Source organism: Pelagibacterium montanilacus, assembly GCF_003992665.1.
GTDB lineage: Bacteria > Pseudomonadota > Alphaproteobacteria > Rhizobiales > Devosiaceae > Pelagibacterium > Pelagibacterium montanilacus.
In genome coordinates this window covers 221,225-247,519 of sequence record NZ_RZMX01000008.1, presented here as the reverse complement: position 1 = coordinate 247,519, position 26,295 = coordinate 221,225, and the positions used below count along the sequence as shown (strand labels likewise).

Annotated in this window: 27 protein-coding genes; 16 read left to right on the top strand and 11 right to left on the bottom strand. The window is 64.3% G+C overall.

The window, feature by feature from the left end; translation table 11 throughout:
* Position 1 precedes the first annotated feature (1 nt).
* The 4 genes from EO136_RS03355 to EO136_RS03340 form a co-directional block, all read right to left on the bottom strand.
* Positions 2-1,279 (bottom strand): L-fuconate dehydratase, encoded by a 1,278-nt coding sequence (locus tag EO136_RS03355; RefSeq protein ID WP_127143052.1) that lies wholly within the window; start codon positions 1,277-1,279, stop codon positions 2-4.
* Between the two features lie 137 nt (positions 1,280-1,416).
* Positions 1,417-2,367: an ABC transporter substrate-binding protein gene (locus tag EO136_RS03350; protein ID WP_127143051.1), complete on the bottom strand. Its 951-nt coding sequence runs from the start codon at positions 2,365-2,367 to the stop codon at positions 1,417-1,419.
* Between the two features lie 118 nt (positions 2,368-2,485).
* On the bottom strand, positions 2,486-3,493 hold the full coding sequence (locus EO136_RS03345; protein ID WP_127143050.1) for an ABC transporter permease: 1,008 nt from the start codon (positions 3,491-3,493) through the stop codon (positions 2,486-2,488).
* Positions 3,490-5,070 (bottom strand): sugar ABC transporter ATP-binding protein, encoded by a 1,581-nt coding sequence (locus EO136_RS03340; RefSeq protein ID WP_210210905.1) that lies wholly within the window; start codon positions 5,068-5,070, stop codon positions 3,490-3,492. Before EO136_RS03340 ends, EO136_RS03345 begins: the two co-directional genes overlap by 4 nt.
* Before the next feature lie 223 nt (positions 5,071-5,293).
* Here EO136_RS03340 and EO136_RS03335 point away from each other — a divergent pair, with 223 nt between their 5' ends.
* From EO136_RS03335 to EO136_RS03310, 6 genes are all read left to right on the top strand, one after another.
* Positions 5,294-6,076 (top strand): IclR family transcriptional regulator, encoded by a 783-nt coding sequence (locus EO136_RS03335; protein WP_127143049.1) that lies wholly within the window; start codon positions 5,294-5,296, stop codon positions 6,074-6,076.
* Between the two features lie 50 nt (positions 6,077-6,126).
* On the top strand, positions 6,127-7,128 hold the full coding sequence (locus tag EO136_RS03330) for a Gfo/Idh/MocA family protein (protein WP_127143048.1): 1,002 nt from the start codon (positions 6,127-6,129) through the stop codon (positions 7,126-7,128).
* Between the two features lie 231 nt (positions 7,129-7,359).
* Complete coding sequence (locus EO136_RS03325; protein ID WP_127143047.1) at positions 7,360-8,454, top strand: Bug family tripartite tricarboxylate transporter substrate binding protein; 1,095 nt, start codon at positions 7,360-7,362, stop codon at positions 8,452-8,454.
* Positions 8,455-8,675: 221 nt separating this feature from the next.
* Entirely contained in the window at positions 8,676-9,239 is a 564-nt protein-coding gene (locus EO136_RS03320; RefSeq protein WP_127143046.1) for a tripartite tricarboxylate transporter TctB family protein, read from the top strand.
* A 10-nt stretch (positions 9,240-9,249) separates the two neighbouring features.
* Positions 9,250-10,743: a tripartite tricarboxylate transporter permease gene (locus tag EO136_RS03315; protein ID WP_127143045.1), complete on the top strand. Its 1,494-nt coding sequence runs from the start codon at positions 9,250-9,252 to the stop codon at positions 10,741-10,743.
* A 43-nt stretch (positions 10,744-10,786) separates the two neighbouring features.
* Complete coding sequence (locus tag EO136_RS03310; protein ID WP_127143044.1) at positions 10,787-11,563, top strand: SDR family NAD(P)-dependent oxidoreductase; 777 nt, start codon at positions 10,787-10,789, stop codon at positions 11,561-11,563.
* Between the two features lie 81 nt (positions 11,564-11,644).
* On the opposite strand, the gene EO136_RS03305 is transcribed toward EO136_RS03310, so the two are convergent.
* The 3 genes from EO136_RS03305 to EO136_RS03295 form a co-directional block, all read right to left on the bottom strand.
* Positions 11,645-12,559, bottom strand: a complete 915-nt coding sequence (locus EO136_RS03305; RefSeq protein WP_164730423.1) for a TRAP transporter substrate-binding protein — start codon at positions 12,557-12,559, stop codon at positions 11,645-11,647.
* Between the two features lie 157 nt (positions 12,560-12,716).
* Complete coding sequence (locus EO136_RS03300) at positions 12,717-13,685, bottom strand: LysR family transcriptional regulator (protein WP_127143042.1); 969 nt, start codon at positions 13,683-13,685, stop codon at positions 12,717-12,719.
* Positions 13,686-13,790: 105 nt separating this feature from the next.
* Positions 13,791-14,471, bottom strand: coding sequence for a GntR family transcriptional regulator (locus EO136_RS03295; protein ID WP_164730422.1), 681 nt, complete (start codon positions 14,469-14,471; stop codon positions 13,791-13,793).
* Positions 14,472-14,754: 283 nt separating this feature from the next.
* On the opposite strand from EO136_RS03295, the gene EO136_RS03290 reads away from it, so the two are divergent.
* From EO136_RS03290 to EO136_RS03270, 5 genes are all read left to right on the top strand, one after another.
* Complete coding sequence (locus EO136_RS03290) at positions 14,755-15,645, top strand: NAD(P)-dependent oxidoreductase (protein ID WP_127143040.1); 891 nt, start codon at positions 14,755-14,757, stop codon at positions 15,643-15,645.
* Between the two features lie 45 nt (positions 15,646-15,690).
* Positions 15,691-16,581, top strand: coding sequence for an AEC family transporter (locus EO136_RS03285; protein ID WP_127143039.1), 891 nt, complete (start codon positions 15,691-15,693; stop codon positions 16,579-16,581).
* 34 nt (positions 16,582-16,615) lie between these two features.
* Positions 16,616-17,131 (top strand): tripartite tricarboxylate transporter TctB family protein, encoded by a 516-nt coding sequence (locus EO136_RS03280; protein WP_127143038.1) that lies wholly within the window; start codon positions 16,616-16,618, stop codon positions 17,129-17,131.
* Positions 17,128-18,639 carry a tripartite tricarboxylate transporter permease gene (locus tag EO136_RS03275; protein WP_127143037.1) on the top strand — a complete coding sequence of 504 codons (1,512 nt, stop codon included), beginning with the start codon at positions 17,128-17,130 and terminating at the stop codon, positions 18,637-18,639. Before EO136_RS03280 ends, EO136_RS03275 begins: the two co-directional genes overlap by 4 nt.
* A 92-nt stretch (positions 18,640-18,731) precedes the next feature.
* Positions 18,732-19,679 (top strand): Bug family tripartite tricarboxylate transporter substrate binding protein, encoded by a 948-nt coding sequence (locus EO136_RS03270; RefSeq protein WP_164730421.1) that lies wholly within the window; start codon positions 18,732-18,734, stop codon positions 19,677-19,679.
* Positions 19,680-19,763: 84 nt separating this feature from the next.
* Here the strand turns inward: EO136_RS03270 and EO136_RS03265 are convergent, their stop codons facing one another.
* The 4 genes from EO136_RS03265 to EO136_RS03250 all read right to left on the bottom strand — a co-directional run bounded on the left by EO136_RS03265 (position 19,764) and on the right by EO136_RS03250 (position 23,095).
* Complete coding sequence (locus EO136_RS03265; protein WP_127143035.1) at positions 19,764-20,657, bottom strand: NAD(P)-dependent oxidoreductase; 894 nt, start codon at positions 20,655-20,657, stop codon at positions 19,764-19,766.
* The gene (locus EO136_RS03260; protein ID WP_127143034.1) at positions 20,654-21,745 is read right to left on the bottom strand and encodes a Gfo/Idh/MocA family protein; all 1,092 of its coding nucleotides are present in this window, start codon (positions 21,743-21,745) and stop codon (positions 20,654-20,656) included. The genes EO136_RS03265 and EO136_RS03260 overlap by 4 nt, the downstream gene beginning before the upstream one ends.
* 211 nt (positions 21,746-21,956) lie before the next feature.
* Complete coding sequence (locus EO136_RS03255; RefSeq protein ID WP_127143033.1) at positions 21,957-22,532, bottom strand: carboxymuconolactone decarboxylase family protein; 576 nt, start codon at positions 22,530-22,532, stop codon at positions 21,957-21,959.
* Positions 22,529-23,095 (bottom strand): flavin reductase family protein, encoded by a 567-nt coding sequence (locus EO136_RS03250; RefSeq protein WP_127143032.1) that lies wholly within the window; start codon positions 23,093-23,095, stop codon positions 22,529-22,531. Before EO136_RS03250 ends, EO136_RS03255 begins: the two co-directional genes overlap by 4 nt.
* Positions 23,096-23,335: 240 nt before the next feature.
* Between EO136_RS03250 and EO136_RS03245 the strand changes: the two genes are divergently transcribed.
* Genes EO136_RS03245 through EO136_RS03225 form a run of 5 tightly spaced genes read left to right on the top strand, consistent with a single transcriptional unit; the run spans position 23,336 to position 26,214 of the window.
* A complete protein-coding gene (locus EO136_RS03245; RefSeq protein WP_127143031.1) occupies positions 23,336-23,632 on the top strand; it encodes an antibiotic biosynthesis monooxygenase family protein in 297 nt (98 codons plus the stop codon).
* A 6-nt stretch (positions 23,633-23,638) separates the two neighbouring features.
* Complete coding sequence (locus tag EO136_RS03240) at positions 23,639-24,694, top strand: Ldh family oxidoreductase (RefSeq protein ID WP_127143030.1); 1,056 nt, start codon at positions 23,639-23,641, stop codon at positions 24,692-24,694.
* A gap of 10 nt (positions 24,695-24,704) precedes the next feature.
* Entirely contained in the window at positions 24,705-25,124 is a 420-nt protein-coding gene (locus EO136_RS03235; RefSeq protein WP_127143029.1) for a cupin domain-containing protein, read from the top strand.
* A 14-nt stretch (positions 25,125-25,138) separates the two neighbouring features.
* Complete coding sequence (locus EO136_RS03230) at positions 25,139-25,870, top strand: AzlC family ABC transporter permease (RefSeq protein WP_127143028.1); 732 nt, start codon at positions 25,139-25,141, stop codon at positions 25,868-25,870.
* Positions 25,867-26,214, top strand: a complete 348-nt coding sequence (locus EO136_RS03225; protein ID WP_127143027.1) for an AzlD domain-containing protein — start codon at positions 25,867-25,869, stop codon at positions 26,212-26,214. Before EO136_RS03230 ends, EO136_RS03225 begins: the two co-directional genes overlap by 4 nt.
* Positions 26,215-26,295 lie beyond the last annotated feature (81 nt).

Sequence of the window (26,295 nt, the reverse complement as noted above, 5' to 3'; positions counted from 1 at the left end):
GTCAGGACGGCGCGAAGCGGTAGGTTTGCCGGGATTCGGGCTTGATCTCGATGGAATAGCCCGGCGCGCTGGGCGGCATGTAGGCGGCCCCGCGCACCACGCAGGGGTCCACGAAATGCTCGTGGAGATGGTCGACATATTCGGCCACGCGCCCCTCATGGGTGCCCGAGATGGCGATGTAGTCGATCATCGAGAGGTGCTGGACATATTCGCACAGGCCCACCCCGCCCGCATGGGGGCAGACGGGCAGCTCGTACTTTGCGGCCATGAGCATGACGGCGAGGATCTCGTTGACCCCGCCCAGGCGACAGGAATCGATCTGCACGATGTCGATGCCGCCGCGCATGATGAACTGCTTGAACATGATCCGGTTCTGGCACATCTCGCCGGTCGCGACCTTGATGGGAGCGACGGCCTCGCGGATACGGCGGTGGCCCTCGACGTCGTCGGGGCTGGTGGGCTCCTCGATGAACCAGGGCTCGGCGAAGGCGAGGTCCTTGAGCCAATCGATGGCGGTATCGACCTCCCAGACCTGGTTGGCGTCGATCATCAGCTTGCGGTCCGGGCCGATGGTCTCGCGCGCGATCCGCAGGCGGCGGATGTCGTCCTCCCGGTCGCGGCCGACCTTGAGCTTGACGAAGTCGAAGCCCTGGTCGATGGCCTCCTGGCAGAGCCGGCGCAGCTTGTCGTCGGGATAGCCGAGCCAGCCCGCCGAAGTGGTGTAGCAGGGGTAGCCATTGGCCTCGAGGTCGGCGATGCGCCCGGCCTTTCCGACGCTCTGCTTTTCCAGAAGCGCCAGCGCTTCTTCTGGCGTGATGCAGTCGGTGATGTAGCGGAAGTCGATGCAGCGGACGATTTCGGCGGGGCTCATTTCGCCGATGAGACGCCAGAGCGGCTTGCCCTCGAGCTTTGCGTAAAGGTCCCAGACCGCGTTGACGATCGCGCCGGTCGCGAGATGGATGGCACCTTTGTCCGGGCCGATCCAGCGCAGCTGGCTGTCGGACGTCACGTGCCGCCAAAACGCGCCCATGTCCGCGGCGACCTCGGCCATGTCGATCCCCGCGACCAGATGGCGCATCGCCTCGATGGCCGCGCAGCAGATCTCGTTGCCCCGCCCGATGGTGAAGGTCAGCCCGTGGCCTTCCTCTCCGGTATCGGTCCTCAGGATCACATAGGCTGCCGAATAGTCCGGATCGGGGTTCATCGCGTCTGACCCGTCCAGATGCTGGGACGTGGGAAAGCGCAGGTCGAGAACCTCGAGGTCGGTAATGGTCGTCATGGTGGGCCTCGGGAGCGGGGGGCTTGCCGATCCGCGCTCGGGGCGATCGCGGACGTCAGTCAGGCCGTTGCGGGGGCAGGCTTGAAAAGAAGACGCCGGGGGTCCGAAGACCCCCGGCGTTTCGGCGCGCCTGGCGATTACTCGTAGAGAACCGCTGCTATCTCGGGATCGTCGATGTTCTCGGCGTCGTACCAGAAGAAGCCGGTGTCGATATTGGTTTCGACTTCCTCGCCGTTGATGGCGGCGACGGCGGCAGCCACGGTCTCGTAGCCGATGCCGATCGGGTTCTGGGTGATGGCGCCGGCCATCAGCCCGTCACGGATCGCTTCCATCTGTGCGGCACCGGAATCATAGCCGATGATCACGATGTCTTCGGCGCCCAGTTCACGCACGCCGTTCACCACGCCGATAGCCGAGCCTTCATTGGCACCGAAGATGCCCTTGAGGTCCGGGTTGGCCTGGATGATCGACTTGGTGATCTCGGTCGACTGGAGATGGTCGCCCGCGCCGTACTGGACGGTGACGATCTCGATGTCGGGGTATTCGGCTTCGATCTGGTTCACGAAGCCGTCGCGACGCTCGATGCCGGTGCGGCTGGTCTGGTCGTGAACGACCAGGGCCACCTGGCCTTCGCCACCGATCAGTTCTGCCATCTTGTCGGCAGCCAGTGCCGCTGCGGCCATGTTGTCGGTCGATGCGGTCGAGACCGGGATGTCGCTTTCCACGCCCGAGTCGAATGCAACGACGGGGATGCCGGCATCGTCAGCCTGCTGGAGCAGCGGAATGGCCGCCTGGCTGTCGAGAGCGGCAAAGCCGATGGCGTCGGGCTGGCGGGCGAGGGCGGCGGCCAGCATGTCGATCTGACGGTCGACCTGGGTCTCGTTGTCCGGGCCCTCGAACGTCACGTTGACGCCGAGTTCCTCGGCGGCGCGCTCGGCGCCCATGTTCACGGCCTGCCAGAACTGGTGCTGGAAGCCCTTGGAAATCAGGGCGATGTCGAGCGTGTCGTCCTGCGCGGACGCCATCGGGGCTGCCCCGAGGATGGCGATGGCGCTTGCGGCGGCAAGAAGTGCGCGTCTGTTGAACATTTTGGTAGTCTCCTCCAACGGGAACGGATGAACTTGTTTTGTGTTTGCGGGCGGTGGATCCGCCTCTTCCTTTTGGCGAGGGAACCGTGGGGGTTCCCTCACAGGGGGTGTCCGGAGGTCAGGCGGCGGCTGCCGCCCGCTGACGCCGGAGCATGTCGGCATAAACCGCAAGAATGATGATCGAGCCGGTGACGACCGTCTGCCATTCCTGGGCGACCGAGAGTATGCGGAGACCGTTCGCGAGAACGGCCATGATGAGGGCGCCGATGACGGTGCCAAGGATGGTGCCCTGGCCGCCCCTCAGCGAGGTTCCGCCGATCACCACGGCGGCGATGGCGTCGAGTTCGTAGCCGAGCCCGAGGGCGGGCTGGGCCGAGTTCAGCCGCGAGGCGATCAGGATGCCGGCGACGCCGACGATCGAGCCGCCAAGGGCGTAGATGGCGATCTTCCAGCGGTCTACATTGACGCCCGACAGGCGGAGGGCCTCCTCGTTGGACCCGAGCGCGAAGGCATAGCGGCCCAGCACCGTGCGCCCCAGAACGAAGGCGGCAAGGCCAGCGACCACGAACAGGATCACGACGCCATTGGGCAGGGGCACGGCGGGGAAGAAGTTCCCGATGATCGAGCCGGTCGCGATCTGGGTGAAGCCGGGAGTGTCGTTGAAATAGATCGGCCGCGTGCCCGAGATGACCAGCGAGAGGCCCTTGAGGATCAGCATCATGCCCAGCGTGGCGATGAAGGGCGGGACCTTGAGCTTGGCCACGAAGATGCCCGAAGCCAGTCCCGAGGCGGTGCCGGCGAGGATGGCGGCGGCAAGGCCTATGGGCATGGGAAGGCCCAGATAGGTGAGCACCACGCCGCAGATCACCGCACAGAACGTCATGAGCGTGCCCACCGAAAGGTCGATGCCTCCGGTGATGATGATCAGCGTGGCCGCAATGGCGAGCACCCCATTGACCGACGCCGCCTGAAGGATGGCGATGACGTTGGATGTCTGGAAGAACCTGTCGGACGCCAGCGAGAAGCCCACCAGCAGGACGACAAGGCCGGCAAAGGCAAGCAGCTTCTGGGCTCCCTGGGTGCGGAACATGGCGCCGATGCCGGGCCTGGATGAAATCGCGGTCATGCCGTCTCTCCCATTTTTTCTTCTTCCCGGGCATTTCCGGCCGGTGCGGTGTCGTCGTGGCGCTGGGTGGCCAGTTTCATGATCTCTTCCTGGGGCGTGTTGCCCCCCGGCAGAAAGCCGGTCAGCCGCCCCTCGCACATCACCGCGATCCTGTGGGAGAGCCGAAGGATTTCGGGCAATTCCGAGGAGATGACGATGATGGCGCGGCCCTGGGCCGCGAGCTGGTTGAGGAGCTTGTAGATTTCGTTTTTTGCGCCGATGTCGATGCCGCGCGTCGGCTCGTCAAAGAACAGCACCTCGCAATCGCGAAGGAGCCATTTGGCGACCACAACCTTTTGCTGGTTGCCGCCCGAGAGCAGGCGGGCTTCCTGGTGCTCGGTCGGGGTCTTGATCGAGAGCTGGTCGATGTATTCGCGGGCTGTGCCGGCGATCTTGCCGTCGTCGATGACCCCGCCTGTGCCGATAAAGCGCTCGAGGCTGGCCATGGCGACATTGTTGGCGACGTCCATGCCGGTGGCGAGGCCGAACTGCTTGCGGTCTTCCGAGAGATAGCCGATGCCGGCCTGGACCGCGTCGCGGGGCTGACGGATGTCGACCTTTTTGCCATGCACGAAGATTTCGCCCGAGGTAAAGGGATCGGCGCCGAAGACGGCGCGCGCCACTTCGGTGCGCCCGGCGCCCATGAGGCCGGCAAAGCCCAGTATCTCGCCTTTCTTGACCGAAAAGCTGACGTTCTGGATCTCGCGGCCGCGGTTGAGGTTGCGCACCTCGAGCACCACCTCTGCGGCCGAAAGGTCGGGGATATCGGGGGCTGCGTGGGCAATCTCGCGGCCGACCATCATTTCGATGATGGTTTGCACCGGGGTGGTGGCCGCGGGCAGGGTATCGACATAGGCGCCGTCGCGCATGACGGTGACGCGGTCGGCGATGCGCTCGAGCTCGTCCATCTTGTGGGAGATGTAGACGATGCCCACGCCTTCGGCCTTGAGCTGGCGGATGATGGTGAAGAGCTCCGCGATCTCGGCGTCGTTGAGCGCGGCCGTGGGCTCGTCCATGATCAGCACCCGGCTCTCATTGCTGAGGGCCTTGGCGATTTCGACCATCTGCTGCTTGGCGATGGTGAGGCGCGAAACGGGCGTGCGGGGGTCGATGTTGAGCCCGATCCGCTTGAAAAGTTCGGTGGCCCCGGCATTGAGCTTTTTTTCGTCGATCAGAAGGCCGCCGGCGGTGCGCGGCTCGCGACCGATGAAGATGTTCTGGGCGGCGTTGAGATCGGGCATCAGGCTCAGTTCCTGATGGATGATGCCGATCCCCATGTTCTGGGCTTCGCGGGGCGAGCCGATCTCGACAGGCTTTCCGTTGAACTCCACGGTGCCGGAGTCGCGGGAGTAGACGCCCGAGAGGATCTTCATGAGCGTGGATTTGCCCGCGCCGTTCTCACCCATGAGGGCGTGAACTTCGCCGGGCAGCACCTCGAAGCTGACCGATTTCAGGGCGTGGACGCCGGGAAACGACTTGTCGATCGCCTTCATCGACACCAACGGCGTGACGGACGCTGCAGACGGTGCTGCGCTCATCGCTTTCCTCCCTCGGCGGAACTCCGCCACTCCTCGTCGTGTCCGGTTTTCCGGCTCTCTACGACTTTCGTTCTATCACGATCAACGCATTTCAAAGGCTGCGTCAACCGTCCGGCATCATCGCGGGGCATGGCCCAGACTCGCCGTTTGCATTTCTTATATGAACACATTATCAATAAATGAACAAGGCCGACGCATGAATGTGATGGCAAGGGTGGAGACAATGACAACGCTGCCGGTCAGCGCGCGCCGTTCCGAGGAGGAAGGGCGATACCGCGCACCCGCGCTCGACAAGGGCCTGGATATTCTCGAGCTGCTCTCGAACCAGTCGGGCGGGATGACGCGCGGCGAGATCGTCAAGGCGATGAGCCGCTCGCCCTCGGAAATCTACCGCATGCTCGAAAGGCTGGTGGCCCGGGACTATGTGGCCCGCTCGCCGGAAGGCGATCGCTATTCGCTGACGCTCAAGCTGTTCGCGCTGGCTCACAGGCACCCGCCCGTGCGGCGGCTGGTGACCCGCATCCTGCCGCTGATGGACGCCTTTGCACGCGAAGCGCGGCAGTCGCTGCACATGGTGGTCGAGGACCGGGGACGGGCACTGGTGGTGGCGCAATCGTTCAGCCCGACCAATTGGGAATTCGGGGTGCGGGTGGGGGCCATTCTCGACCTGCTGGGCACCAGTTCGGGCCAGACGCTGCTGGCGTTCCAGGGTGATCAGGCGCGTGAGCAGCTTTCGATCCGCTGGGCCGATACCCCCGAGCAAGAGACGCTGGGCCAGCTGGACCCCGATCTGCGCGCCATCAAGGCGCAGGGCTACCGGATCGGGGACAGCCGGCAGATCCGGGGCGTTCAGGATATATCGGTGCCGATCCTCAATCCGGACGGCCAGGCGCTCGCGGTTCTGACCTGCCCCTATCTCGAGCGGCTCGACCACACCGACCAGCCCAGTATCGAACAAACCCTTGCGCTTCTGCGTGAGGTGACCCAAGACGTCAGCATAAAGTGACGTCTGCATACAATAAGCACACTCAGGGACCGCAACAACGGAGGATCGTCATGGCTCAGGAACTCGTCTGGGGCTCGTTTGGCACCGCAAACATCGGACGCAAGGTGCTGCCTGCCATCGCCGCCGCACCGGGAATGCGGCTGGGGGCCGTGGGCTCGCGCGACGCAGACCGGGCCGGCGCCTATGCCGATGAACTGGGGTTCGCGCGTAGCTATGGCAGCTATGAGGCGCTGCTGGCCGATGCCGAAATCACGGCGATCTACAACCCGCTGCCCAACGACATGCACGTGCCCATGAGCATTGCCGCAATGCGGGCGGGCAAGCACGTCCTGTGCGAAAAGCCGATCGCGATGACCGCCGAGGAAGCCGAGACGCTGCGGGCGGTACAAAAGGAAACCGGACGGATCGTGGTCGAGGCCTTCATGGTGCGCCACCATCCCCAGTGGCTGCGGGCGCGCGAGCGGGTCCGCAGCGGCGAACTGGGCGAAGTGCGGGCGATCCAGACCTTCTTTTCCTACAACAACACCGACAAGACCGATATCCGCAACCAGCCCACCCATGGCGGTGGCGGTCTCTATGATATCGGCTGCTACGCGATCGCGACGGCCCGGTTCATTTTCGAGGCCGATCCCGAGACCGCTTCGGGCATGCTCGACATCGACCCCGATTTCGGCACCGACCGGCTGGCGAGCGGTCTTTTGATGTTCCCCGGTTCGCGGCACCTGACCTTCTCGAGCTCGACCCAGCTTTCCAACCACCAGCGCGTGACCATCGTGGGCACGAAGGGGCGGCTCGAAGTACTGATCCCGTTCAATGCGGCGCCCGATCTTTCGATGACGATCAGCTTCGACAGCGGCGACACGCTGACCGGGGAGAGCGCGGTGGGCGAGAGCTTCGATCCGGTGGACCAGTATACCCGTCAGGCCATCGCTTTCCGCGAGGCGATGGAGCGTCCCGACGATTTTTCCGCGATCGACGACGCGGTGGCCAACATGCGCACAATCGACGCCATGTTCCGTTCGGCGACCTCGGGCCGCCACGAGCCCGTCTGAGGACAACCGTGGCCGCGCGCAGGAGCCATCCGCATTACGTGTGGTCTGCAATACAGTTTGAACAATACCCGGCACGTCGTGTCGGGTATTGCTTTATGTAATGGCGGGCTTTCTCATATATAATACTGATGGTTATTGACGGTCCACTGTAGGGCCTGCGACCTTCCCCTGTACTGGATTTCAGTTGGTGCACACAGCACCGAGGGTTCAGGCAAGGGAGGAGACTTGAACATGCCACGTGGTTTGACACGCCGCTCGTTTCTCGGGGCGGCAGGCGTTGCAACGCTGTCCATCACACTGCCAAAGACGGCTTTCGGCCAGCAATATCCGGCTCGACCAATCACGCTCGTGATCATGTATGCGCCGGGCGGGGGCACGGACGTGCTGCTGCGCCAGCTCGCCGAATCCATGGCCCGCATCCGCGGATGGACAATCACCATAGATAACCGGCCCGGCGCGGTCGGCGGCATCGCCACCCAGTATGTGGGAGCCCAGCAGAACAACGGCTATCACATTCTTGGCGCGGCCAATTACAACAAGTTCGTGCGCGTGCTCGGGCACGTTCCGGCAGAGCCGGCGCCCTGGGACCAGTGGGCGTTCTTCAAGGCCGGCAATGCCAATGCGGCGTGGTCGGTCCCCATGGATTCCCCGTTCGAGACGCTCGAGGACGTCATCCAGGCCGCCCGCGAGCGGCCGGGCGAGATCTCGATCTCGACCTCGGGCACCGGCGGGATCTGGCACGAAATGGCGCTGCTGATTTCCTCGTTCGCCGATATCGAATTGCGCTACGTCCCCTATCAGGGCGGCCAGCCGGCAACGCTCGCGGGACTGCAGGGTGAAGTCGACATCGCCGGTGGCGGCGTGCACGAGCATATCGATCTGGTGCGTGCCGGCGAATTGCGCATGCTCCAGCACACGGGCACCGAGGACATCGAGCTGGCCGACGGCACGATCCTGCCGACGGTGGCCACCATGCTGCCAGAGTTGCAGCCGTTCCTGCCCATGGGCCCGACCTATAACTTCATCATGCGCCGCGATACGCCCATCGAGATCCTTCGCGAGATCGAGGCCGCGTTCGTCGAGGCCACGCAGGATGAAGCCTTTATTGAGATGATGAACCGCAACCAGTTCGACATCGACGTGAAGGTGGGCGAAGAGGCCGATCGCGAGGCGGCGCAGATGGAGGCGGTCACGATCGACCTGTTCAACCGCTATGCGGACCAGATCGGCTCGGACGTCATCAGCGCCGAAGCGCTGGGCATGCCCAGCCCCGAGGAGTTCGCCGAGTGGTGGCCGCCCGAGGGCTACCAGCCTCTCGATCTTTAGTGGGCGCCCTGTTCCGGCCTGCCCGGAACAGGGTTCTTGGCATGGAGGTCTTGCGCTTGCTCCAGGGGGCAGTCGTCGGGTTGTCCTGCAAGCGTGGCAAGGCTTTCGCGCGGCTCTTTGCGGGTCGCGCGAGAGGCCAAGGTTTTCGATTCGTCGCGTGGCCGAACCGGACAAGGCGATTGCCTTTTTCCAGTCGCGTCCCAACGCCAGGGTGAGAAAAAGTGAGTCTGTCCCAAGACAAGCCCGCTGCCAGTGAGGAGGAAGGCGCGGGCTATGCCGCGCCAGCCGCCGACATGGTGGCGGCCGTTCTGCTGATCGTGCTGGCCGGCTGGTATACCCTGACCGCGCTGGGATTCCGGACACCCGGCGGCTGGCATACCGCGCCCGGCCTCGTGCCCATCGCCATCGGCGTGACCATGATCCTGATGGCGGTTGGTCTCGGGGTCACGGCATGGCGGCGGCGCGGCCGCGTCTATGCGCCGGGTTCGGACCCCGATGCTGCCGAGGAATCGATCGCCGATCCCAAGCGCACTGCCATGCTTGCCGGGATCATCATGATCTACCTGCTTTCGATGCAGTTCATGAGCATGGAGCTGATCACCACCATCGCCGGACGCTATGTGATCGTCGGGATTTTCGAGGTGGCCACGATCATCTGCCTTGCGGTGCTGATGAAGATCTTCTGGGGCGGGCGGCTCTGGATCGCGACGGCGGTCGCGGTCGGGTGGACCGTGTTCCTGAGCGTCATCTTCCGCAACGTCTTCTTCATCTCCCTGCCGGCGTGAGGGCCAGATCATGATCGACGCGTTCATTCAATTGGCCTCTCCCGGATTGCTGTTCCTCGCCGTGCTGGGCGTTTCGCTCGGCATCATCTGGGGCGCGCTGCCGGGCCTTTCGACCACGATGGCCATGGCCCTGCTGATCGGGCTTTCGATCGGCATGGACCAGTCCAGCGCCATCGTCTTCATGCTTGGGGTGTATACCGGCAGCGTCTTCGGCGGTGCGATTTCGGCAACGCTGATCAACATTCCGGGCACGCCCGATGCGGTGCCGACCATGATCGAGGGGCACGCCCTGGCCAAGCGCGGCGAGGGCGGGCAGGCGCTGGGCATGGCCATCGCCGCCTCGTTCATCGGCGGCTGGGTGGGCATCGTGCTGCTCATTGCCTTCATTCCGCTGATCCTTGTGTTCGCGCTCGAATTCCGCTCCTGGGAGATGTTCCTTCTGGCCATGATCGGCATCTCGATCTGCGGGACGATGGCATGCGGGGCCATGCCGCTCAAGGGCTGGATCGCGGGCTGGCTCGGGATCATGGTCGCGCTTGTCGGGCTCGATCCCATCCACGGCGTAGCGCGCTACACCTTCGGGCTGCCGCAGCTTCTCGACGGGGTGAACTATGTGGCCGTGCTGATCGGGCTGTTCGGGCTTACGGAAATCCTGCGGGTGCTGCCGAAAAAGGATCATGTGGGCATTCCCGAGAATGTCGGTCGGGTGATCCCCAAGATCAGGCATATCGCCAAATACACGGTGACCGCGATCCGATCAGGGATCATCGGGGCGGTGACAGGGGCCATTCCGGGAGCGGGGGCCAACATCGCCTCGTTCCTGTCCTATGACATCGGCCGGCGCTTCGCGAGGCCAGAAGAAAAGGAAATGTGGGGCAAGGGCAGCTACGAAGCGATCGTGAGCGCGGAAGTGGCCAATAACGCCAATGTGGGCGGGTCGATGCTTCCCACGCTGACGCTGGGGATTCCCGGCAATGCGGCCGCTGCCGCGCTGATTGCAGCCCTCACGCTGCACAACGTGGTCGTGGGGCCGACCATCGAGGTCGATCACCCGGGGCTGATCTACTTCATCTATGCCACACTGATCCTTGCGAACTTCATCATGTTCTTCGCCGCGTTCGCGCTGATCAAGCCTTGCGTGAAGCTGTTCAGCCTGCCCCGGGGGATTCTGCTGCCGCTGATCCTGCCGGTGTGCGTGATCGGCGCCTATGCGGTGCGGCTCAACATGTTCGACGTATGGGTGATGTTTGTGACCGGCATCGCGGGGCTGGTGCTCCGCCACTTCCGGTTCCCGATCGCGCCCATCGTGCTCGGAGTGATTCTCGCACCGATGGCCGACGAGAATCTGCGCCGCGCCCTGCTGGTTTTCGAGGGCCGGTCGCTGGGATTCGTCGCCTCGCAATATGTGGGGACGGTGCTGCTGATCGCGCTGATTGCGATCTTTGTGGAAGGCATCGTTCGGATCGTGCGGTCCGGCAGAACCAGGCAGGGCAAGCCCGCCTGATCGCCAGCGCCCCTCTTTCAACGGAAATACAGGACCAAGAACAATGACAAGTCACGAGCAGGGGCGTTTTGCCGGGCGCACAGTGCTGATCACCGGCGCCGGCGGCGGCATCGCCCGCGCCTGTGCGCTGCGCTTTGCGGCGGAGGGGGCGATCGTCTCGGTCACCGACATCAACATGGATGCCGCCCAGGCGACCGCCGATGCCGTACGCGATACGGGCGGCACCGCCTATGCCTTTGTCGCCGACGTCACGGATCGCACGTCGGTGGATACGATGATGGCCGAGGCCGCGGACGCGATGGGCGGGATCGGCGTTCTGGTCACCTGTGCGGGCGGATATACCTCCTATGCGCGGTTCGACGAGATCGAGGACGAGGACTGGGACCGGGTGCTCGACCTCAACCTGCGCAGCGTGTTCCTGTGCTGCACAGCCGTGCTGCCCTATATGAAGAAGGGGGGCTGGGGCCGGATCGTCAATCTCGGCTCCCTCGCCGGGCGCTCGACCAGTGCGGGATCTTCGCCCGTTCATTACGCTTCGGCCAAGGCGGCAGTCTCGATGATGACCCAGTATCTTGCCAAGGACATGGCGCCGATGGGCATCACCGCCAATACGGTAGCGCCCGGCACCACGCGTACGGCGCGGGTCAATGCATTGCTTACCCCGGAAAAGGAAGACACCTTCTCCAAGATGACGCCGGTGGGCCGGCTGGCCGAGCCCGAGGACATCGTGGGGGTGATCACCTTCCTTGCCAGCGACGACGCGCGCTACGTCACCGGCACGACTATCGACGTCAATGGCGGGCGGCTGATGCTGGTCTGACCGGCTCCGGTCAAACCGAGACAAAAAAGGCGGCGCCGGGCAGGGCGCCGCCTTTTTGCGTCCGGTGTCCGGAATTCCCCGTCAGGACGCGAGATAGGCCTCGAGCAGCGCGTCGGGCAGGCCGGCACGTTCCTTGTCGATGATGGGCGCGCAGGCGGCCCGGAACGCGGCGCGGTCGGGCTCGACGATCGCCACATCGGCGCTGCGCAGCTCGGCGAGGGCCTCCGTGTCCTGGGCTTCTGCCAGATGACGCTGGTGCGCGGTGGCGGTCAGGGCCGCCTTGCGGACCGCCTCGCGGACATCAGCGGGCAGGGCGTCGAGCCATTCGGCGTTGCACAGGAACAGGGCGACCCCGAAGAAGTGGCCGGTGAGCGTGAGGTGCTTATGATAGGCATGCAGGCCGAACAGGACCGAATTGGTCATCGGGTTTTCCTGGGCGTCGACCGTGCCATTGGCGACAGATTCCTTGAGTTCGCGGACATCTGTGACCTTGGGGGTAAAGCCCATGGCCGCCATGGTCTCCACATAGATGCGGTTGTCGAGCGTGCGCACGACGAGGCCCTCGCAGTCAGCGGGCCGGACGATGGCGTGGCGCGCATTGGTCAGGTGGCGGAAGCCATTGTCCCAGAACCCCAGAACCTTGTAGCCGGTCTGGCTGTGGATCGCCTCGCGCAGGAGTTCGCCGGCCTTGCCGTCCAGCGCACGATAGGCGGCGTGGCGGTCGGCGACCGAGAAGGGCAGGTCGAGAACGCCGAGTTCGGGCACCTTGGCGGTGATATAGCCCGATGCCATGTAACCGAGATCGAAGCTGCCCGCCTCGATGCCGTCAAACAGGCTCCGGGCGGTTTGCCCGTCTGCCGTGACGTTGTCGGTCCGGGCGATGTCCACCCCGTCGCCGAGCCGCGCGCGGATGTCCTCCTCGAACCGGGCCAGCCCGGCTGTGAGCACCGAATTGGGGCCCTGATAGCCTCCCATGCGCATCGAAGTCTGGTGCACGCGGATGTCCTTCCTTGTCGTTCCATTGTTGTGCTGTGGTTCGGAGCCGGGGCGGCGCTGGAGCACGTCCATCTCTGATTGAATCAAAACTGGAGCTCTAAACCTTTGATGTGTCGCGTTCCCGAACCGGAAAAATGTATCCTTTTCTGAAAACGCTCTAGGCCTGTGCGACCAGCCGGACCGAGGATTCAGGGCGCGGCTTGCGCTGGCGGATTTTCTCCCAACTTGCCGACAGGCGCAGCGCTTCGGTTTCGAGATAACCGAGGAAGCGTTCGGTGTGCGGGCTCATGGGTTTGCGGATGGGCTCGATCATCACAAGGTCGAGGTCGAGTTCCGGGGACACGATGGGGTTGACGCACAGCCGCTTCTCGCCTGCATCCTCGGGCATCATGATGGCCGGAAGGACCGTCACCCAATCGCTGCGTGAGACGAAATCGAGCGTGCCGAGCATGGAATCGAGCTCCACGATCTGGGCGATCTCGATCTGCCGTTCGGCGCAATAGGCTTCGATGGTCTGGCGGCGGGTGTTGGCTACATCGGGCAGGACGATGCGCAGGGGGCCGTGGTCGGCAAGGCGCACGGGGTCGAGATGGGTGAGCCCGGTGCCGGCGCGAGAGACCAGGGTTTCAGGCGTGCGCACGAAGAACCGGCTGCGCACGCCGGGCACGGCGGCGAGCGCCGGGACGATGGCGCAGTCGAGTTCTCCGGACTGGACGAGCTGGGTGAGACGCGCGCTGTAGCCTTCGGTGATGCGCACGATGGTGTTGGGTGCCTGGCGCACGAACGCGTCCAGCGAGGGCGAGAGCGCGCGGCTGGTCATGGTCGGCATGAGCCCGATGCGGACTTCGCCGGCCTGGGTTTCCGCAAAGCGGGCGACATCGGCCCGCGCTATGGCATGAGCGCGCAGCACGTCGAGGCATTTGCGATAAAAGCTTGCCGCCGCCGGGGTGGGGGTGACCCCGCCATGCTCGCGCAGGAACAATTGCACCCCGAGCATGTATTCGAGGTTGCGCATGTGCTGGGACACGCCCGACTGGGTCGCATTCTCGCGCTGAGCCGCGCCGGTAAAGGAACGCTCCTCATAGGCAGCAACGAAAATCGATATGTCTCTAAGGCTGCACTGCATGTCTCTCCTCCAGACGTCGTTGCAGATCCGGTTCGGTCGTGTCGATCCGGGGCGCCTTTCAGCGTCCCGGACCGGAAAAGCGTTTCCACTCTCCCTGGAAACGCTCTAGAGCGCGATGGACGCGCTCTCGAGCGCTGTCATGAGCCTGCGGCGCGAGCCTTCGATATGGTCGCGCGACAACATCACCGCCCTGCGCTTGTCACGCGCCTGGACGGCATCGATGATCTCTCCGTGCTCGCGCATCCGGTCCTCGAGACTCCGGCGGTTGAGCGGGCTGGCCTCGATCGATCCGCTCACGCTCATGCGGGTCATCCTGTCGAACTGTTCGACGACCTCGCGGCCTGCGCGGGCCAGCCGGGCATTGCCGCAGATCGCGGCGAGGTGCATGTGCATGTGCCGATTGTAGGTGATCCAGGCTTCCAGATCGTCCACCGGGGCGGTGCGGAATTCGTCGAGCTCATCGAGGGAGGCGTCGGAGGCGGTATCGATGATGCGCAGGATGGCCTCGCGCTCGAGGATGACGCGCATTTCGTAAAGGTCGCGGGCGTCGGCCAGTGAGATCCGCGTGACGCGGTATCCCTTGCGGGGAATGACCTGCACCAGATTCTGCTCCTGAAGCTTGATCAGGGCGTCGCGCACGGGCGTCTTGGACACGTTGAAGCGGTCCGCGATCTGCCGCTCGCGGAACTGTATGCCCGGGCGCATCACGCAGGAGAGAATCTCGTCGCGCAAGCGCTCGTAGATATCGGTGGTGTTGGACGATGCGCCCGTCGATCCGTGGGCCATTGCCATACCCTCCCGGCCTGTCAACTCTTCTGTAATATATCACGCAGTCGCTCACTGGGAAAGGCAATCCGATCTCTAGCTGGCTGATTGTGCAAAAACTCCGGGAACGGCTATCACTCCGGCTAATGGCCGTATGCAGAGATTGTTAAGGTGAGATATCTTGACAACTTTCGCGTACAATGTGGAATATCAATTCACGGAAGAGGTCCGCATCAGATATGGCAATTTGCGAGTCTCCCGCCCTCAGCGGCCGGTGACCAAAGTGCCGTTTCAGGGAGAGGTCATGCAGAGTGTCGGCTTTATAGGTCTCGGAGTGCTGGGTTCGGCAATCGCGGGCAATATCGTGAAGTCCGGCATCGCGCTTGCGGGATACGACGTCACCGAGGCGGCGCGTGTCGCGGCGGCAGAGGACGGGGTGGAGATCGTGTCCTCGATCCGGGACCTCGCCGAGCGGTGCGGCGTCATTTTCACATGCCTTCCAAATGCCCCCGCCCTGATGGCGGTCGCCGGCCCCGAGGGGCTGGGCGCGGTGCGGCGCGAAGGCCAGATCGTTGTCGAGCTGAGCACCCTGGCGGTGGCCGACAAGGAAGCGGGACGGGCGCTGCTCGAGGCGGAAGGCCGGCACGTGCTCGACTGTCCGGTGTCGGGCAACCGCATCATGGCGCTCAAGAAGGGGCTGACCGCGTTCTGCAGCGGGGAACGCGAAGATTACGAGGCGGTGCGCGAGCTCTTGCTGACCTTCTGCAAGAAGGAGCATTTCGTCGGCCCGTTCGGCAACGGCTCCAAGACCAAGTTTTGCGGCAATATTCTCAACCTGGTGCACAACACGGTGGCCGCCGAGGCCATGGTGCTGGCCATCAAGTCGGGCCTGGACCCCAAGATGTTCCACGAGGTGATTTCGGGCAGCGGATCGAGTTCGGCCATGTTCGAGGTGCGCGGCGGGCTGATGGCGGACAATGATTATGGCCGCGAGGGCATGAATTTCTCGGTTCCTCTCAAGGACTCGCGTATCATCGCCGAGCACGCTGCGAGCATGGGGGTGCCGATCATGCTCTACCAGACCGCCGTGCAGTTCTATCACGCCGCCGCGGCGCAGGGGCTTGGCCATCTGGATGCGGCGGCAGTCTGCAAGGTCATGGAGCGGATGGCCAATTGCGAGCGGGAGCCTTCGTGATGACACGAGGGCTACCCGCAATCGTGTCCGAGGAGGCTCCGGCCGTTGCTTCTGGAAATACTTGGCGTCGTCGCGCCGATCTTCATCATCGTGAGCATCGGCTATGTCTGGGCGCGCCGGAAGCTGCCCTTCGACAACGAGACGGTGGGCTCGGTCGTCCTGCGGGTGGGGATTCCGTGCCTGATCTTCTCGACCATGACCGGTGCGGACGTGACGCCCAGGGAAGTGGGCTGGATCGTCGCCGCTGCGATCTGCGTGATCGCGATCTCCACGCTGATCGGGGTGGTCGTGCTCAAACTCGCGCACCAGCCGCTCAACACCTATCTGATCTCGGCCATGCACGGCAATTCGGGCAATATGGGCCTGCCGCTGGCGATCATGGTGTTCGGCCAGGCGGGCGAGCCGGTTGCGGTGGCCTATTTTCTCGTGGTTGCGTTGTCCCAGCACGTTTTGGGACTGATGGTGACCGCGGGGCGGTTCGATGCGCGCAGCCTTGCACGCCAGCCCATCATCCATGCGGCGATCGTGACCATCGTGGTGCTGTCGGTCGGAGTGGACGTGCCCCAGTGGCTGACGCGCACAACCGATCTGCTCGGAGGCATCGTCATTCCCATGATGCTGCTGTTGCTGGGCGTATCGCTGTCCCAGCTCAAGATCGGGGATCTCAAGATTGCGCTGGGCATGTCGGCGATGCGCTTTGGCGCCGGGGCGACCGGAGCGTTGGCGACTATCTGGATATTCGGGCTCACGGGCGTGGAGGCCGGTGTGGTCTGGGTTATGGCAACCATGCCCGCAGCGGTGGTGCATTTCCTTCTGGCCGAGCGGTACGGGCGGTCACCGGAGCGGGTGGCAGGCGTGATCGTGGTTTCGACGGTGCTGACCCTTGCGGGCCTGCCCGTGATTGTCTGGCTGGCCTGGCAGATCGCAGGAATTTGAGAGTTTTCGGGCGTTGCGCCCGTCGGAGGAGTTCATGAGCGAACCGGGAACCGGGCGTGTGGGCCTGCCCCTGCGTCTCAATTTCAATGTCTGGCTGGCGATCGGGATGATCGTCTTCGGGGTGGCCGTGTGGCTGCTGATCCCCTCCCAGGTCGATGAGCCGCCCACCATGTTCGGGCAGCCTGCCCCCGGCATGAGTCCGGCGTTGTTTCCGCAGATGGCTGCGGCGGGCTTTGTCATCGTGGGTGTGCTCTACCTGATCTGGAGCGCCAAGATCGCGGTGGTCAACGGGTTCGCCAGCCTGCCGCGCTCGGCTTACCTCAATATCGGCGTCGTCCTGATTACGATGATTGCCTATGTGGTTCTGCTGCGCCCGCTCGGCTATGCGATCGCCAGCAGTCTCACGGCGCTGGCCATCACGCTGTACTACGGCTCCCGCAACATCTTCGGCATCGTGATCGTGGGCATCATCGCCCCGCTGGCCATCTACTTCCTGTTTACCCGGTACCTGTCGGTATCGCTGCCGCCGTTCCCCTGGAGTTCGCTATGATCGAGATGTTCGCAGAAGCAACACTGATGCTGATGCGGTTCGACGTGATCGCGATGATCGCGGCCGGGCTGACGCTCGGCATGCTGGTGGGCGCGCTTCCGGGCTTCACCACCGTGATGGCGATGGCGATCGTTCTGCCGATCTCGTTCTTCATGGAGCCGATCCTCGGGATTCCGTTCCTGATCGGTGTCTACAAGGGTGGCATCTTCGGGGGCTCGATCCCGGCCATCCTCGTCAACATCCCCGGTACGGGCGCGTCTGTGGCCACCACGCTCGATGGACCGGCCATGACCCGGAACGGGCAGTCGCGCAAGGCGCTGGAGATCGCGCTGGTGGCCTCGGCTGTCGCCGATTTCATCTCTTCGTTCTGGACGATCATCGTGATCGGCATCATCGCGGCGATCGCCCTGTTGATCGGCCCGCCGGAAATCGCGGCGATCCTGATCCTGAGCCTTCTCGTGATCGTGGTCTCGAGCTCGGGCAATTTCCTCAAAGGCATGGTGATGCTGCTGATCGGGTGCTTTCTGGCCATGATCGGGCAGGACCCGATCGGCGCCATGGTGCGGTTCGATTTCGGCTTCCATCCGCTGCAGGCCGGCATCCATCTGCTGCCGCTGATCATCGGCCTGTTTGCCATTCCGGAAATCCTGATCGCCATAGAGCGGCGCCGGGCAAACGTGGTCGAGAAGATCGAGGGCCGGCGCGCCGAGGGTGAGCGGCTGCGCTGGAGCGAGATCGTCGGTTGCGGCAAGACCATCATGCGCTCGACCGTGCTGGGGGCCGGCATCGGCATGATCCCCGGGGTCGGGCAGGTCGTTGCCGCCTTCATGGGGTATTCGGCAGCCAAGAACGCCTCGAGCCATCCCGAGACGTTCGGCAAGGGCGAGATCGAGGGCGTCGCCGCGCCCGAAGCGGCCAACAACGCGGTGAACGGGCCGACCATGGTGCCGCTCCTCACCCTCGGTATCCCAGGCGACAACATCACCGCGATCATGCTCGGGGCTTTCGTGGCGCAGGGCCTGCGGCCCGGGCCCCAGCTCTTCCAGGAGCAGGGCGTTCTGGTCTACTCGCTGCTGATCTCGATGCTGATCGCCTGCGTGCTGCTGCTGGTCATCGGCTACCTGCTCACGCCGCTGTTCGCGCGCATCGTGAGCATCAACAAGGCCTATCTGCTGCCGCTGATGCTGCTTTTTGCGGTTGCTGGCACCTATGTGTACCGGTCCAACATCATGGATCTGTATTTCATGATCGCCTTCGGCATCTTCGGATATGCCGCGCGCAAGCTCGAGTTCGACGTCACGCCTCTCGTAATGGGCTTCATCCTGCTTCCACCGCTCGAATACGCGGTGGGCCAGAGCACGCTGCTCTCGCGGGGCGATCTGTTCGGCTACCTCGTCTCGTCGCGTCCGATCACCGTTGCGGTGCTCGTGCTGGCTCCGATCCTGATCCTTTGGATCGCTCATCGGCAGCGCAAGATCGCCCGTGCGGCGCCGGCCGGAAGCGGCTGAGGCGCGGGGCGGGACCGGAAACAACCACTATGGATCGGCGCATTCGTGCCGGTCTTGATACCAGGCAACAACTGCAAAGGGAGGATTCTCCAATGAAACCAATCAAGGCTCTGATTCTGGGCCTCGCAGCCGCGGTCGGACTGACCGGGACCGCGATGGCCCAGGACGATTTCCCCAATCGTCCGCTCACGATGATCATTCCGCTCGGTGCGGGCGGGTCGCACGATCTCAACGCCCGGGTGATCACCTCGGTGCTGCCCGAAATCCTCGGTCAGCCCGTCGTCGTCCAGCTCATGCCGGGTGCCGGTGGCCAGACGGGAACAGCCGCGGCTGCGGAAGCCCAGGCCGACGGCTACACGATGCTGTTCACCCACAACTTCATCGATCAGCTCCAGCAGCACGTCGCAAACCTGCCTTACGATCCCAATGAGGATTTCGTTTCGGTGGCGCGCGTGAACACCGCTCAGCCGATCCTTGTTGTCCGCGAAGACAGCCCGTTCGAGACGTTCGACGATCTGGTTGCCTATGGCCAGGAAAACCCGGGCGAGCTGCGGTTCGGCCACAGCGGCAACTGGGGCGCCTTCATGGTTCCCGGTCTGGCGCTGATGCAGGAAGTCGGGGTTGAAACGACCCTGATTCCCTATCAGGGCGGCGGCCCGGTCATCCAGGCCCTTCTGGCCGGTGACCTCGACTTCACCTTCGCGTTCCCCTCCGTGCTTTCGGGCCAGGACCTGCGCGCGCTCATGATCGTGGGCGAGGACCAGATCATCGAGGGTATCCCGACCTCGACCGAACTGGGCTTCGACACCGTCTCCGAAATCGGCGTGATGCACCGCGGCGTCATGGTGCCGGCCGGAACGCCGGAAGACCGTCTCGAAGTGCTGCGTGAAGCCTTCGTCACGATCAACGATAACGAAGTCTACCAGACCCTGATGGCCCGTATGGACGAGAACACCGCTCACATGTCCGGTGAAGAGTTCGACGAACTGCGTCAGCGTCAGGCCGACAGCTATCGCGAACTGGTCGAATCCTTCCAGTAAGCGACCGGCTTGCAGCGATATAAAAAAGGGCGGCTCCGGGTTCCGGAGCCGCCCTTTTTCATGTGATGTCGACCGTCCGGGCGTTCAGAATCGGGCCTTGTGCTTTTCGACCAGTACGTCGAATTCGGGGTAAAGGCGCGTAAAGTCCTCGGCCTTCATGCCCGACTCCAGCGCGATATCGAGCAGCCGGAAGGTCAGCGACACGAATTCCGCAGGCTGGCCGAGCCGCGCGAAGATTTCGTTGGCCATGGCCAGATCCTTGGCGAGGTTGGCCACGTGCGACCGGCCATCGAACGTGCCTGAGACGATATGGTCGGGAAACCGCCGCTCGCTGACGAAGCTGCGCGCATTGCCGGCATTGAGCACCTCGACCGCACGGTCGAGCGGAATGCCGGCCTTTTCCGCCGCCCGCAGGCCTTCGGCCGTAGCCAGCAGGATCGTGTGGCAGATCATGTTGTGCACGAGCTTCATGGTATGGCCCGCAGAGACGGGACCGAGCGGGAAGATGCGCGAGGCGACGGCATCGAGGCCCGGGCGGGCGCGCTCGATGGCCGCCTCGTCCCCGCCCATCATGAGCGTCAGCCGGCCCTCGGCAGCGCCAGCGGCGCCCCCGGTCATGCCGGCATCGAGATAGGCACAGCCTGCAGCCGCGGCGCGGGCCGCGAGCTGGGCGGTCCGCTCGGGGTCGGAGGTCGTGAGGTCGATGAAGATGCGTCCGGCCGCGCCGCCCTCGAGCAGGCCCTGGTCAAAGAGCGCCGCGATCTCGGGGCTGCCGGGCACAACGAGCAGCACCACCTCGCAGACCGCGACCGCCTCGAGCGAGCGGGCGGCTGTGTCCAACTGGACCGGGCAGGCCTCCACGGCCGCCGGGACCACGTCCCAGACGGCGTGGAGCAGGCCGGCGCGCTCCAGATTGGCGGCGACGCCCCGGCCCATATTGCCCAGCCCGACGACGCCGTAGCTGGTTGCGCCGCTCATTTCTGTGCGGCGCGCTTGTTGGCTTCCATCAGGTCGGCGAGCTGGGCGATCGCGTGATTGCCCAGCGGCAGGTCGATGGGCTCGCCGATCTCGGCGGAGAGGTCCGCGGCGCGGTAGGCTTCCATCACCATCTTGGCGTGCTCGGGCGCGACCATGACGGGCTCGTCCTTGATGCAGCATTCCAGGAAGTGGATGGTCTCGGGGCCCATCTGGCCGGCAAAGACGTGGTCGACCTGCTCGCCGGGCATGGTGGACATGGGGAACATGGTGCCTTCAGAGACCGTGTTGAGCCAATTGTCGCGCTGGCTGTCGTCAAGGAAGAGCTGGCCTTCCGTGCCGGTGATCTCGATCCAGGTCGCGCAGTAATTGGGGTAGCTGGGGGGCAGGTTCCAGCCGCCGCCGATCACCACGACCATGCCGTTGTCCATGGTTACCGTGGTCCACATGGTATCGTAGGACCCGTTGATGTCCTTCATGAAGCCATAGGAACCCTGGGAATAGATGCGGACGGGCTTGGCGGGCTCAAGCATCCAGAAGACGAAGTCCAGATCGTGGGTCGATTCCATGGCGGCGGGCGAGAGCCGGACGCGCGAGGCGATCTTCTTGCCCAGGGCGCGCGAGAGGTGGCGCGAGACCATGACGTTGACGACCTTGCCCAGGGTGCCGTCGGCGATCTTCTTGCGGGCGTAGGCGACCTTGGTGTTGAAGCGCTGGGAATAGCCGATCGTGAATTTGAGGTTGTTGTCCCGCGAGAGCTTGATGAGCTCGTCGGCCTCGAAAAATTCCATCGCGATGGGCTTTTCGAGCAGGACGTGCTTGCCGGCGCGCAGGGCGTCCCGGGCGATGGGGTAGTGGGTGCTCTCGGGGGTGGTGGAGATGTAGACGACCGAGATATTGGGGTTGTCCAGGATCTCCTTGTAGTCGGTGGTGGCCGTGGCCGGATTGGTCAGCGCCTTGACCTCTTCGAGGCGCTCGGGCCGGATTTCGCAGATGTGGAGCTTGTCCACCAATGCCGAGCGTGACAGCGTCTCCGCCCTGATACCGCCGCACCAGCCGGTGCCGATGACCGCCACTTCCACCTGTTTCATAGTCTTGCTCCCTTGGCCGGATCACGCTTGCCCCCAAGGCGACGCGCGTCCGTGTTTTGAATTCAGCGTCCGATCCGGACGGCCAGGGCGCGCCCCGCAAAGCTGTGCGGTTGGCACGCCGGCCGCACTGACCCACCAAGGCCGACATAATACGACTTTGTCCGGACAATCAATGCGAATAATTGTCCGGACAAAGCCTTTTCAAGAGGGATCAGCGACCGAGGTCGGCCAGGGGAGGGGCGTCGGTCCGGGGCACCTCGGTCTGGGCACCGTTCATGACGACCGACAGCATGGTGTAGTAGCCGACGATGCCCAGAAGATCGACGACACCCTGTTCGCCGAACGCAGCAAGGGCCCGGTCGTGGAGCGAATCGGGCAGCCGGCGGTGCCGCAGGAGCGCGATGGTGGCGTCGTGGACGATCTCGGCGGCTTCGTCCTCGAAGTCGGGCCGCCGGTCCGCAGCGATGGCCTCGACCAGCGCCCGAGAGACGCCGTTGTTGAGCGCGATGGGGGCGTGGATCGCCCATTCGACGGGCTGGTCCCACTGCCGGGCCGTGACGAGGATGGCCAGTTCGGTCAGCCGCACGCCGATTGCGCTGCGATAGCGCAGATATTCGCCGGTCGCCTGGACACGGTCCATGAGCTCGGGACTGCGCAAGAGCGGCACGAACGGGCTGATGACGGCGCCGCGCGGCCCGTCGATCAGAGGCTGGGCATAACGCCTCTGCTCCTCTGTCCAGTCGCTGGACGGTATCGGGGGGTATCGGTCAGGGCCCATCTCGATCATCCGAGCCCGTCCCATACCGTGGCCAGATCGGCGGTGGCGTCGATGTTGGGCAGGGGGGCGGCAATCGCGTAGCGTCCGCCGCTGAACAGAAGCGGGGAGGACGCATCCTCATAGCTCGCCCGCACCACGCGCCCGATCATGATCTGATGGTCGCCTGCCGAGACGGTCTGCTCGAGATCGCATTCGAAGTGTGCCAGCGTGTCCTTGAGGAGCGGGCAGCCACCATGGCCCTCGGTGAACTCGAGGTCCCCGAACTTGTCTTCCTTGGGCGTCGCGAAGTGGTGGGAGAGGTTGGACTGCTCCTGGGTGAGGATGTTGATCGAGAACACCCGCGAATCGAGAAAGGCCTTGATGGAGGGCGCTTCGTTGCGGATCGACCACAAGATCAGCGGGGGATCGAGCGAGACCGCGGAGAAGGAGTTGGCCGTCATGCCCTCAAGCTTGCCCTCGGGCGAGCGGGTCGTGATGACCGTGACGCCGGTGGAGAACCGCCCCAGCGCGTTGCGCAACTGGCGGGGATCGGGTGGGGCGCCGTTCTCAAACTCGATCAGTTGTCTGGTCATCGCGAACCTCGCTTCCTGAGTCTATGGTGCGCGGGTCGACTGCCCGGCTGTTGAGTTCCACTGTGACAAGTCCGCCGCGGGCTGGGAAATAAGAATGTCTGCTAGGCCCGATCATCAAAACGGCTAGCGCGGGCGAGCGGATCATCGGCAATGGTGATGCCGCGTAGAAGCAAATATGATTTCAATTGGCCAGAACGCGGCGATACGGTGCGTCACGCCGAAAAGCAAGAGGGGAGAGGCATGCTCGAGATCGCTCGTATCGAGGTCAAGCCGGGGATGGAGGCAGCCTTCGAGGAGGGGGCAGCCAAGGCGGCTCCGCTGTTCAAGCGCGCCAAGGGATGCCAGTCCATGCAGGTTCGGCGGTGCGCCGAGGAGCCCGAGGTCTATCTGCTCATGGTCGAGTGGGAAACGCTTGAGAACCACACCGTGGATTTCCGCAATTCCGAGGACTTCCAGGCCTGGCGCGAGTGCGTATCGCACTGCTTTGCCAAGCCGCCCTTCGTTCAGCACTTCGACCTGTCCCATAAGCATTTTTGAGCCGCCATGACCTCCCAGAATTCCAAGACCATAGCCGCTGACCGTCTTTCCCAGTTCATCGCGCAGGTGCTGGGTGCCGAGGGCATGCCCCGCGTCGACGCCGAAACCGTGGGGCGACTGATGATCGAGGCCGACCTTCTGGGCGGCGATGGGCACGGCATCTTCCGCCTGCCGCGCTATCTCGAGCGGCTGCGGGCCGGGGGCTACAACGCCACGCCCAATATCCGCATCGACCGCGAGCGCGGCGCCATGGCGGTGGTCGACGGGGACAACGCGTTCGGCCATCTCGTGATGAAACGCTGCGCCGACGAGGCGATCAAACGGGCCCGCACTCATGGCATCGGCTGGGTCGGCGCGCACCACAGCAATCACGCGGGCGCTGCGGGCGTCTATGCGATGATGCCGATGGCCCACGACATGATCGGGCTTTACGTCGCGGTGGGCAGCGCCAATCACATGGCGCCCTGGGGCGGGATCGAGATGCTGCTGAGCACCAATCCCATCGCCGTTGCCATTCCCGGCGCCAAGCGGCCGATCCTGCTGGACATGGCGACGACCGTTGCCGCCTATGGCAAGGTCAAGCTGGCCGCCCAGCGCGGCGAGACCATGCCCGACGACTGGATGATCGATGCCGAGGGCAAGCCGGTGACCGATCCGGCCAAGGCCGCGGGGGGCTCGCTCCTGCCGATCGGCGGACCCAAGGGCTACGGCCTGTCGCTGATTTTCGGGCTTTTGGCCGGCACGCTCAACGGGGCGGCCATGGGGCGGGACGTGATCGACTACAATCACGACGACGACTCGGTGACCAATACCGGTCAGTTCATCGTTGCGATCGACGTGGCCAGCTTCAACGAGCTGGATACCTTCAAGAGCGAAGTCGACAGGATCGGGGACGAGATGAAGAGTTCGGCGCTGCGTCCGGGCTTCGATTCCATTCGCATTCCGGGAGAGCGCGCCCTGGCTACGCGCGAGAAGCGGATCGCCGAAGGGATCGCGGTTGCGGCGCCCTTGCTCGAAAAGCTTAACGCGCTTGCCACCCATCACGGGATCGACGAACTTTAGGAGGCAGGAAATGGCCGAAAAACGCGCAATGGTCCGCACGCTCGATGCGATCGACGAGTTCGACCGCGGGGGCGGGGTGGTCACCCGGCTGTTCTGCAATGAAGGCATCTGCGGAGCCGAAGTCACCACGGGCACGACCACGCTGCCGGTGGGCAAGAGCGTTGCGCTGCACCACCACAATTGCGACGAGCAGATCGTCATCCTTCAGGGCAATGCCGAAACCGAATTCGACGGGGAGCGTCGGCCGGTGGGACCGATGGAGGTGGTCTATATCCCCGCCGGGCAGGTCCATTGCTTCCACAATGTGGGCGACGAGCCGTTGCTGATGCTGTTCATCTACGACGCTGGCGAAGTCACGCGTACCTTTGCCGCAACGGGAGAAACCGTGGTCCATCTGGGATCGGGCGACAAGGCGCAGCCCGGCGCGTGACATCGAACGGCGCGATGACGCGGTCTCGGCTCGGCCAGGCGCGGCGGCATCGCTGGTGGCTGTCCTTTGCGCGCGGCATGCGCGCCGCGATCATCCTGCCTGCCTGGGTGGTGGGGTTTTCGCTGATGGGGGTGGGCGCGCTCGCCAATGACTTGGGCTTTTCGTTCTGGATGGCGACGCTTTCGACCGCGCTGGTGTGGGCGGGGCCGGCCCAGCTCGTGATGTTCGGGGGGCTGGCCGCGGGGGCGAGCCTATTGTCGGTCGCCTTGGCCGTGACCCTGAGCTCGATGCGCCTTCTGCCCATGGCCATCTCGCTGCTGGCGCTGATCCCGCGCCGTGACGGAGGCGTGTGGTGGCGGCTGGGGCTGGCCCATTACGCGGTGACGATCACCTGGGCCGAAGGCATGCGCAAGCTCCCGGGCCTGCGTCCGCGGGATCGGACGCCATGGCTATTGGGCTTTGCCAATGTGTGCGTCGGCGTCTCGACGATCCTCACCGCGCTTGGGTTCGTCCTGAGCGACAGCCTGCCGGTGCAGTTCGCGGCGGGCTTCATGTTCCTCACCCCGCTGTTCTTCTCCATATCGCTGGTTGCCTGGGCCAAGGGCAGGGCCGACATCGCGGCCATCGTCGGGGGCGTGGCGCTGATCCCGATCATGGGACCGCTGGTCGGCCCTGACCTCGATCTGCTGGTCGCCGGTGTCGGCGGAGGGCTGATGTCCTACGCGATCCACAGGAGCAGGCGATGACCGAAGCGCTCGGCGCCTGGTGGCCCTTTGTCGTTCTGGTGCTCGTGGGCATCGTGCCGACCGAGATCTGGCGGATCGCGGCTGCGGTTCTGGCGCGCTGGATCGACGAGGAGTCCGAGGTGTTCGTCCTCGTTCGGGCGATCGCCACGGCCATGGTAGCCGGGGTCATCACCAAGCTGATCATCATGCCACCCCCGGCGCTGAGTGGGGTGCCGCTCTGGGCAAGGGTGGTTGCGGTTGCGGCCGGGCTCGTCACCTATTTCCTTGCGCGCCGGTCGACGCCCGTGGGAATCGCGGCGGGGGTGGTGACCATCGTCACGCTGGTCAGCCTTTACGCGGCCTGAAGCATATCCTGTTTCGATTGAATCAGAGCAGGAGCTTTCAGTCTTTGATTTTTCGCGTTTCCGAACCGGAAAAGTGTTTCC

What these genes read in the sequence shown, in the direction of transcription:
- EO136_RS03235 (WP_127143029.1), top strand. Translation starts at nt 24,705, where the DNA reads ATGGCCGAAAAACGCGCAATGGTCCGCACGCTCGATGCGATCGACGAG.
- EO136_RS03265 (WP_127143035.1), bottom strand. Translation starts at nt 20,657, where the DNA reads ATGAGCGGCGCAACCAGCTACGGCGTCGTCGGGCTGGGCAATATGGGC.
- EO136_RS03335 (WP_127143049.1), top strand. Translation starts at nt 5,294, where the DNA reads ATGACAACGCTGCCGGTCAGCGCGCGCCGTTCCGAGGAGGAAGGGCGA.
- EO136_RS03345 (WP_127143050.1), bottom strand. Translation starts at nt 3,493, where the DNA reads ATGACCGCGATTTCATCCAGGCCCGGCATCGGCGCCATGTTCCGCACC.
- EO136_RS03245 (WP_127143031.1), top strand. Translation starts at nt 23,336, where the DNA reads ATGCTCGAGATCGCTCGTATCGAGGTCAAGCCGGGGATGGAGGCAGCC.
- EO136_RS03340 (WP_210210905.1), bottom strand. Translation starts at nt 5,070, where the DNA reads ATGAGCGCAGCACCGTCTGCAGCGTCCGTCACGCCGTTGGTGTCGATG.
- EO136_RS03260 (WP_127143034.1), bottom strand. Translation starts at nt 21,745, where the DNA reads ATGAAACAGGTGGAAGTGGCGGTCATCGGCACCGGCTGGTGCGGCGGT.
- EO136_RS03310 (WP_127143044.1), top strand. Translation starts at nt 10,787, where the DNA reads ATGACAAGTCACGAGCAGGGGCGTTTTGCCGGGCGCACAGTGCTGATC.
- EO136_RS03350 (WP_127143051.1), bottom strand. Translation starts at nt 2,367, where the DNA reads ATGTTCAACAGACGCGCACTTCTTGCCGCCGCAAGCGCCATCGCCATC.
- EO136_RS03225 (WP_127143027.1), top strand. Translation starts at nt 25,867, where the DNA reads ATGACCGAAGCGCTCGGCGCCTGGTGGCCCTTTGTCGTTCTGGTGCTC.
- EO136_RS03240 (WP_127143030.1), top strand. Translation starts at nt 23,639, where the DNA reads ATGACCTCCCAGAATTCCAAGACCATAGCCGCTGACCGTCTTTCCCAG.
- EO136_RS03270 (WP_164730421.1), top strand. Translation starts at nt 18,732, where the DNA reads ATGAAACCAATCAAGGCTCTGATTCTGGGCCTCGCAGCCGCGGTCGGA.
- EO136_RS03300 (WP_127143042.1), bottom strand. Translation starts at nt 13,685, where the DNA reads ATGCAGTGCAGCCTTAGAGACATATCGATTTTCGTTGCTGCCTATGAG.
- EO136_RS03275 (WP_127143037.1), top strand. Translation starts at nt 17,128, where the DNA reads ATGATCGAGATGTTCGCAGAAGCAACACTGATGCTGATGCGGTTCGAC.
- EO136_RS03280 (WP_127143038.1), top strand. Translation starts at nt 16,616, where the DNA reads ATGAGCGAACCGGGAACCGGGCGTGTGGGCCTGCCCCTGCGTCTCAAT.
- EO136_RS03250 (WP_127143032.1), bottom strand. Translation starts at nt 23,095, where the DNA reads ATGACCAGACAACTGATCGAGTTTGAGAACGGCGCCCCACCCGATCCC.
- EO136_RS03295 (WP_164730422.1), bottom strand. Translation starts at nt 14,471, where the DNA reads ATGGCCCACGGATCGACGGGCGCATCGTCCAACACCACCGATATCTAC.
- EO136_RS03330 (WP_127143048.1), top strand. Translation starts at nt 6,127, where the DNA reads ATGGCTCAGGAACTCGTCTGGGGCTCGTTTGGCACCGCAAACATCGGA.
- EO136_RS03355 (WP_127143052.1), bottom strand. Translation starts at nt 1,279, where the DNA reads ATGACGACCATTACCGACCTCGAGGTTCTCGACCTGCGCTTTCCCACG.
- EO136_RS03230 (WP_127143028.1), top strand. Translation starts at nt 25,139, where the DNA reads ATGACGCGGTCTCGGCTCGGCCAGGCGCGGCGGCATCGCTGGTGGCTG.
- EO136_RS03325 (WP_127143047.1), top strand. Translation starts at nt 7,360, where the DNA reads ATGCCACGTGGTTTGACACGCCGCTCGTTTCTCGGGGCGGCAGGCGTT.
- EO136_RS03255 (WP_127143033.1), bottom strand. Translation starts at nt 22,532, where the DNA reads ATGATCGAGATGGGCCCTGACCGATACCCCCCGATACCGTCCAGCGAC.
- EO136_RS03290 (WP_127143040.1), top strand. Translation starts at nt 14,755, where the DNA reads ATGCAGAGTGTCGGCTTTATAGGTCTCGGAGTGCTGGGTTCGGCAATC.
- EO136_RS03315 (WP_127143045.1), top strand. Translation starts at nt 9,250, where the DNA reads ATGATCGACGCGTTCATTCAATTGGCCTCTCCCGGATTGCTGTTCCTC.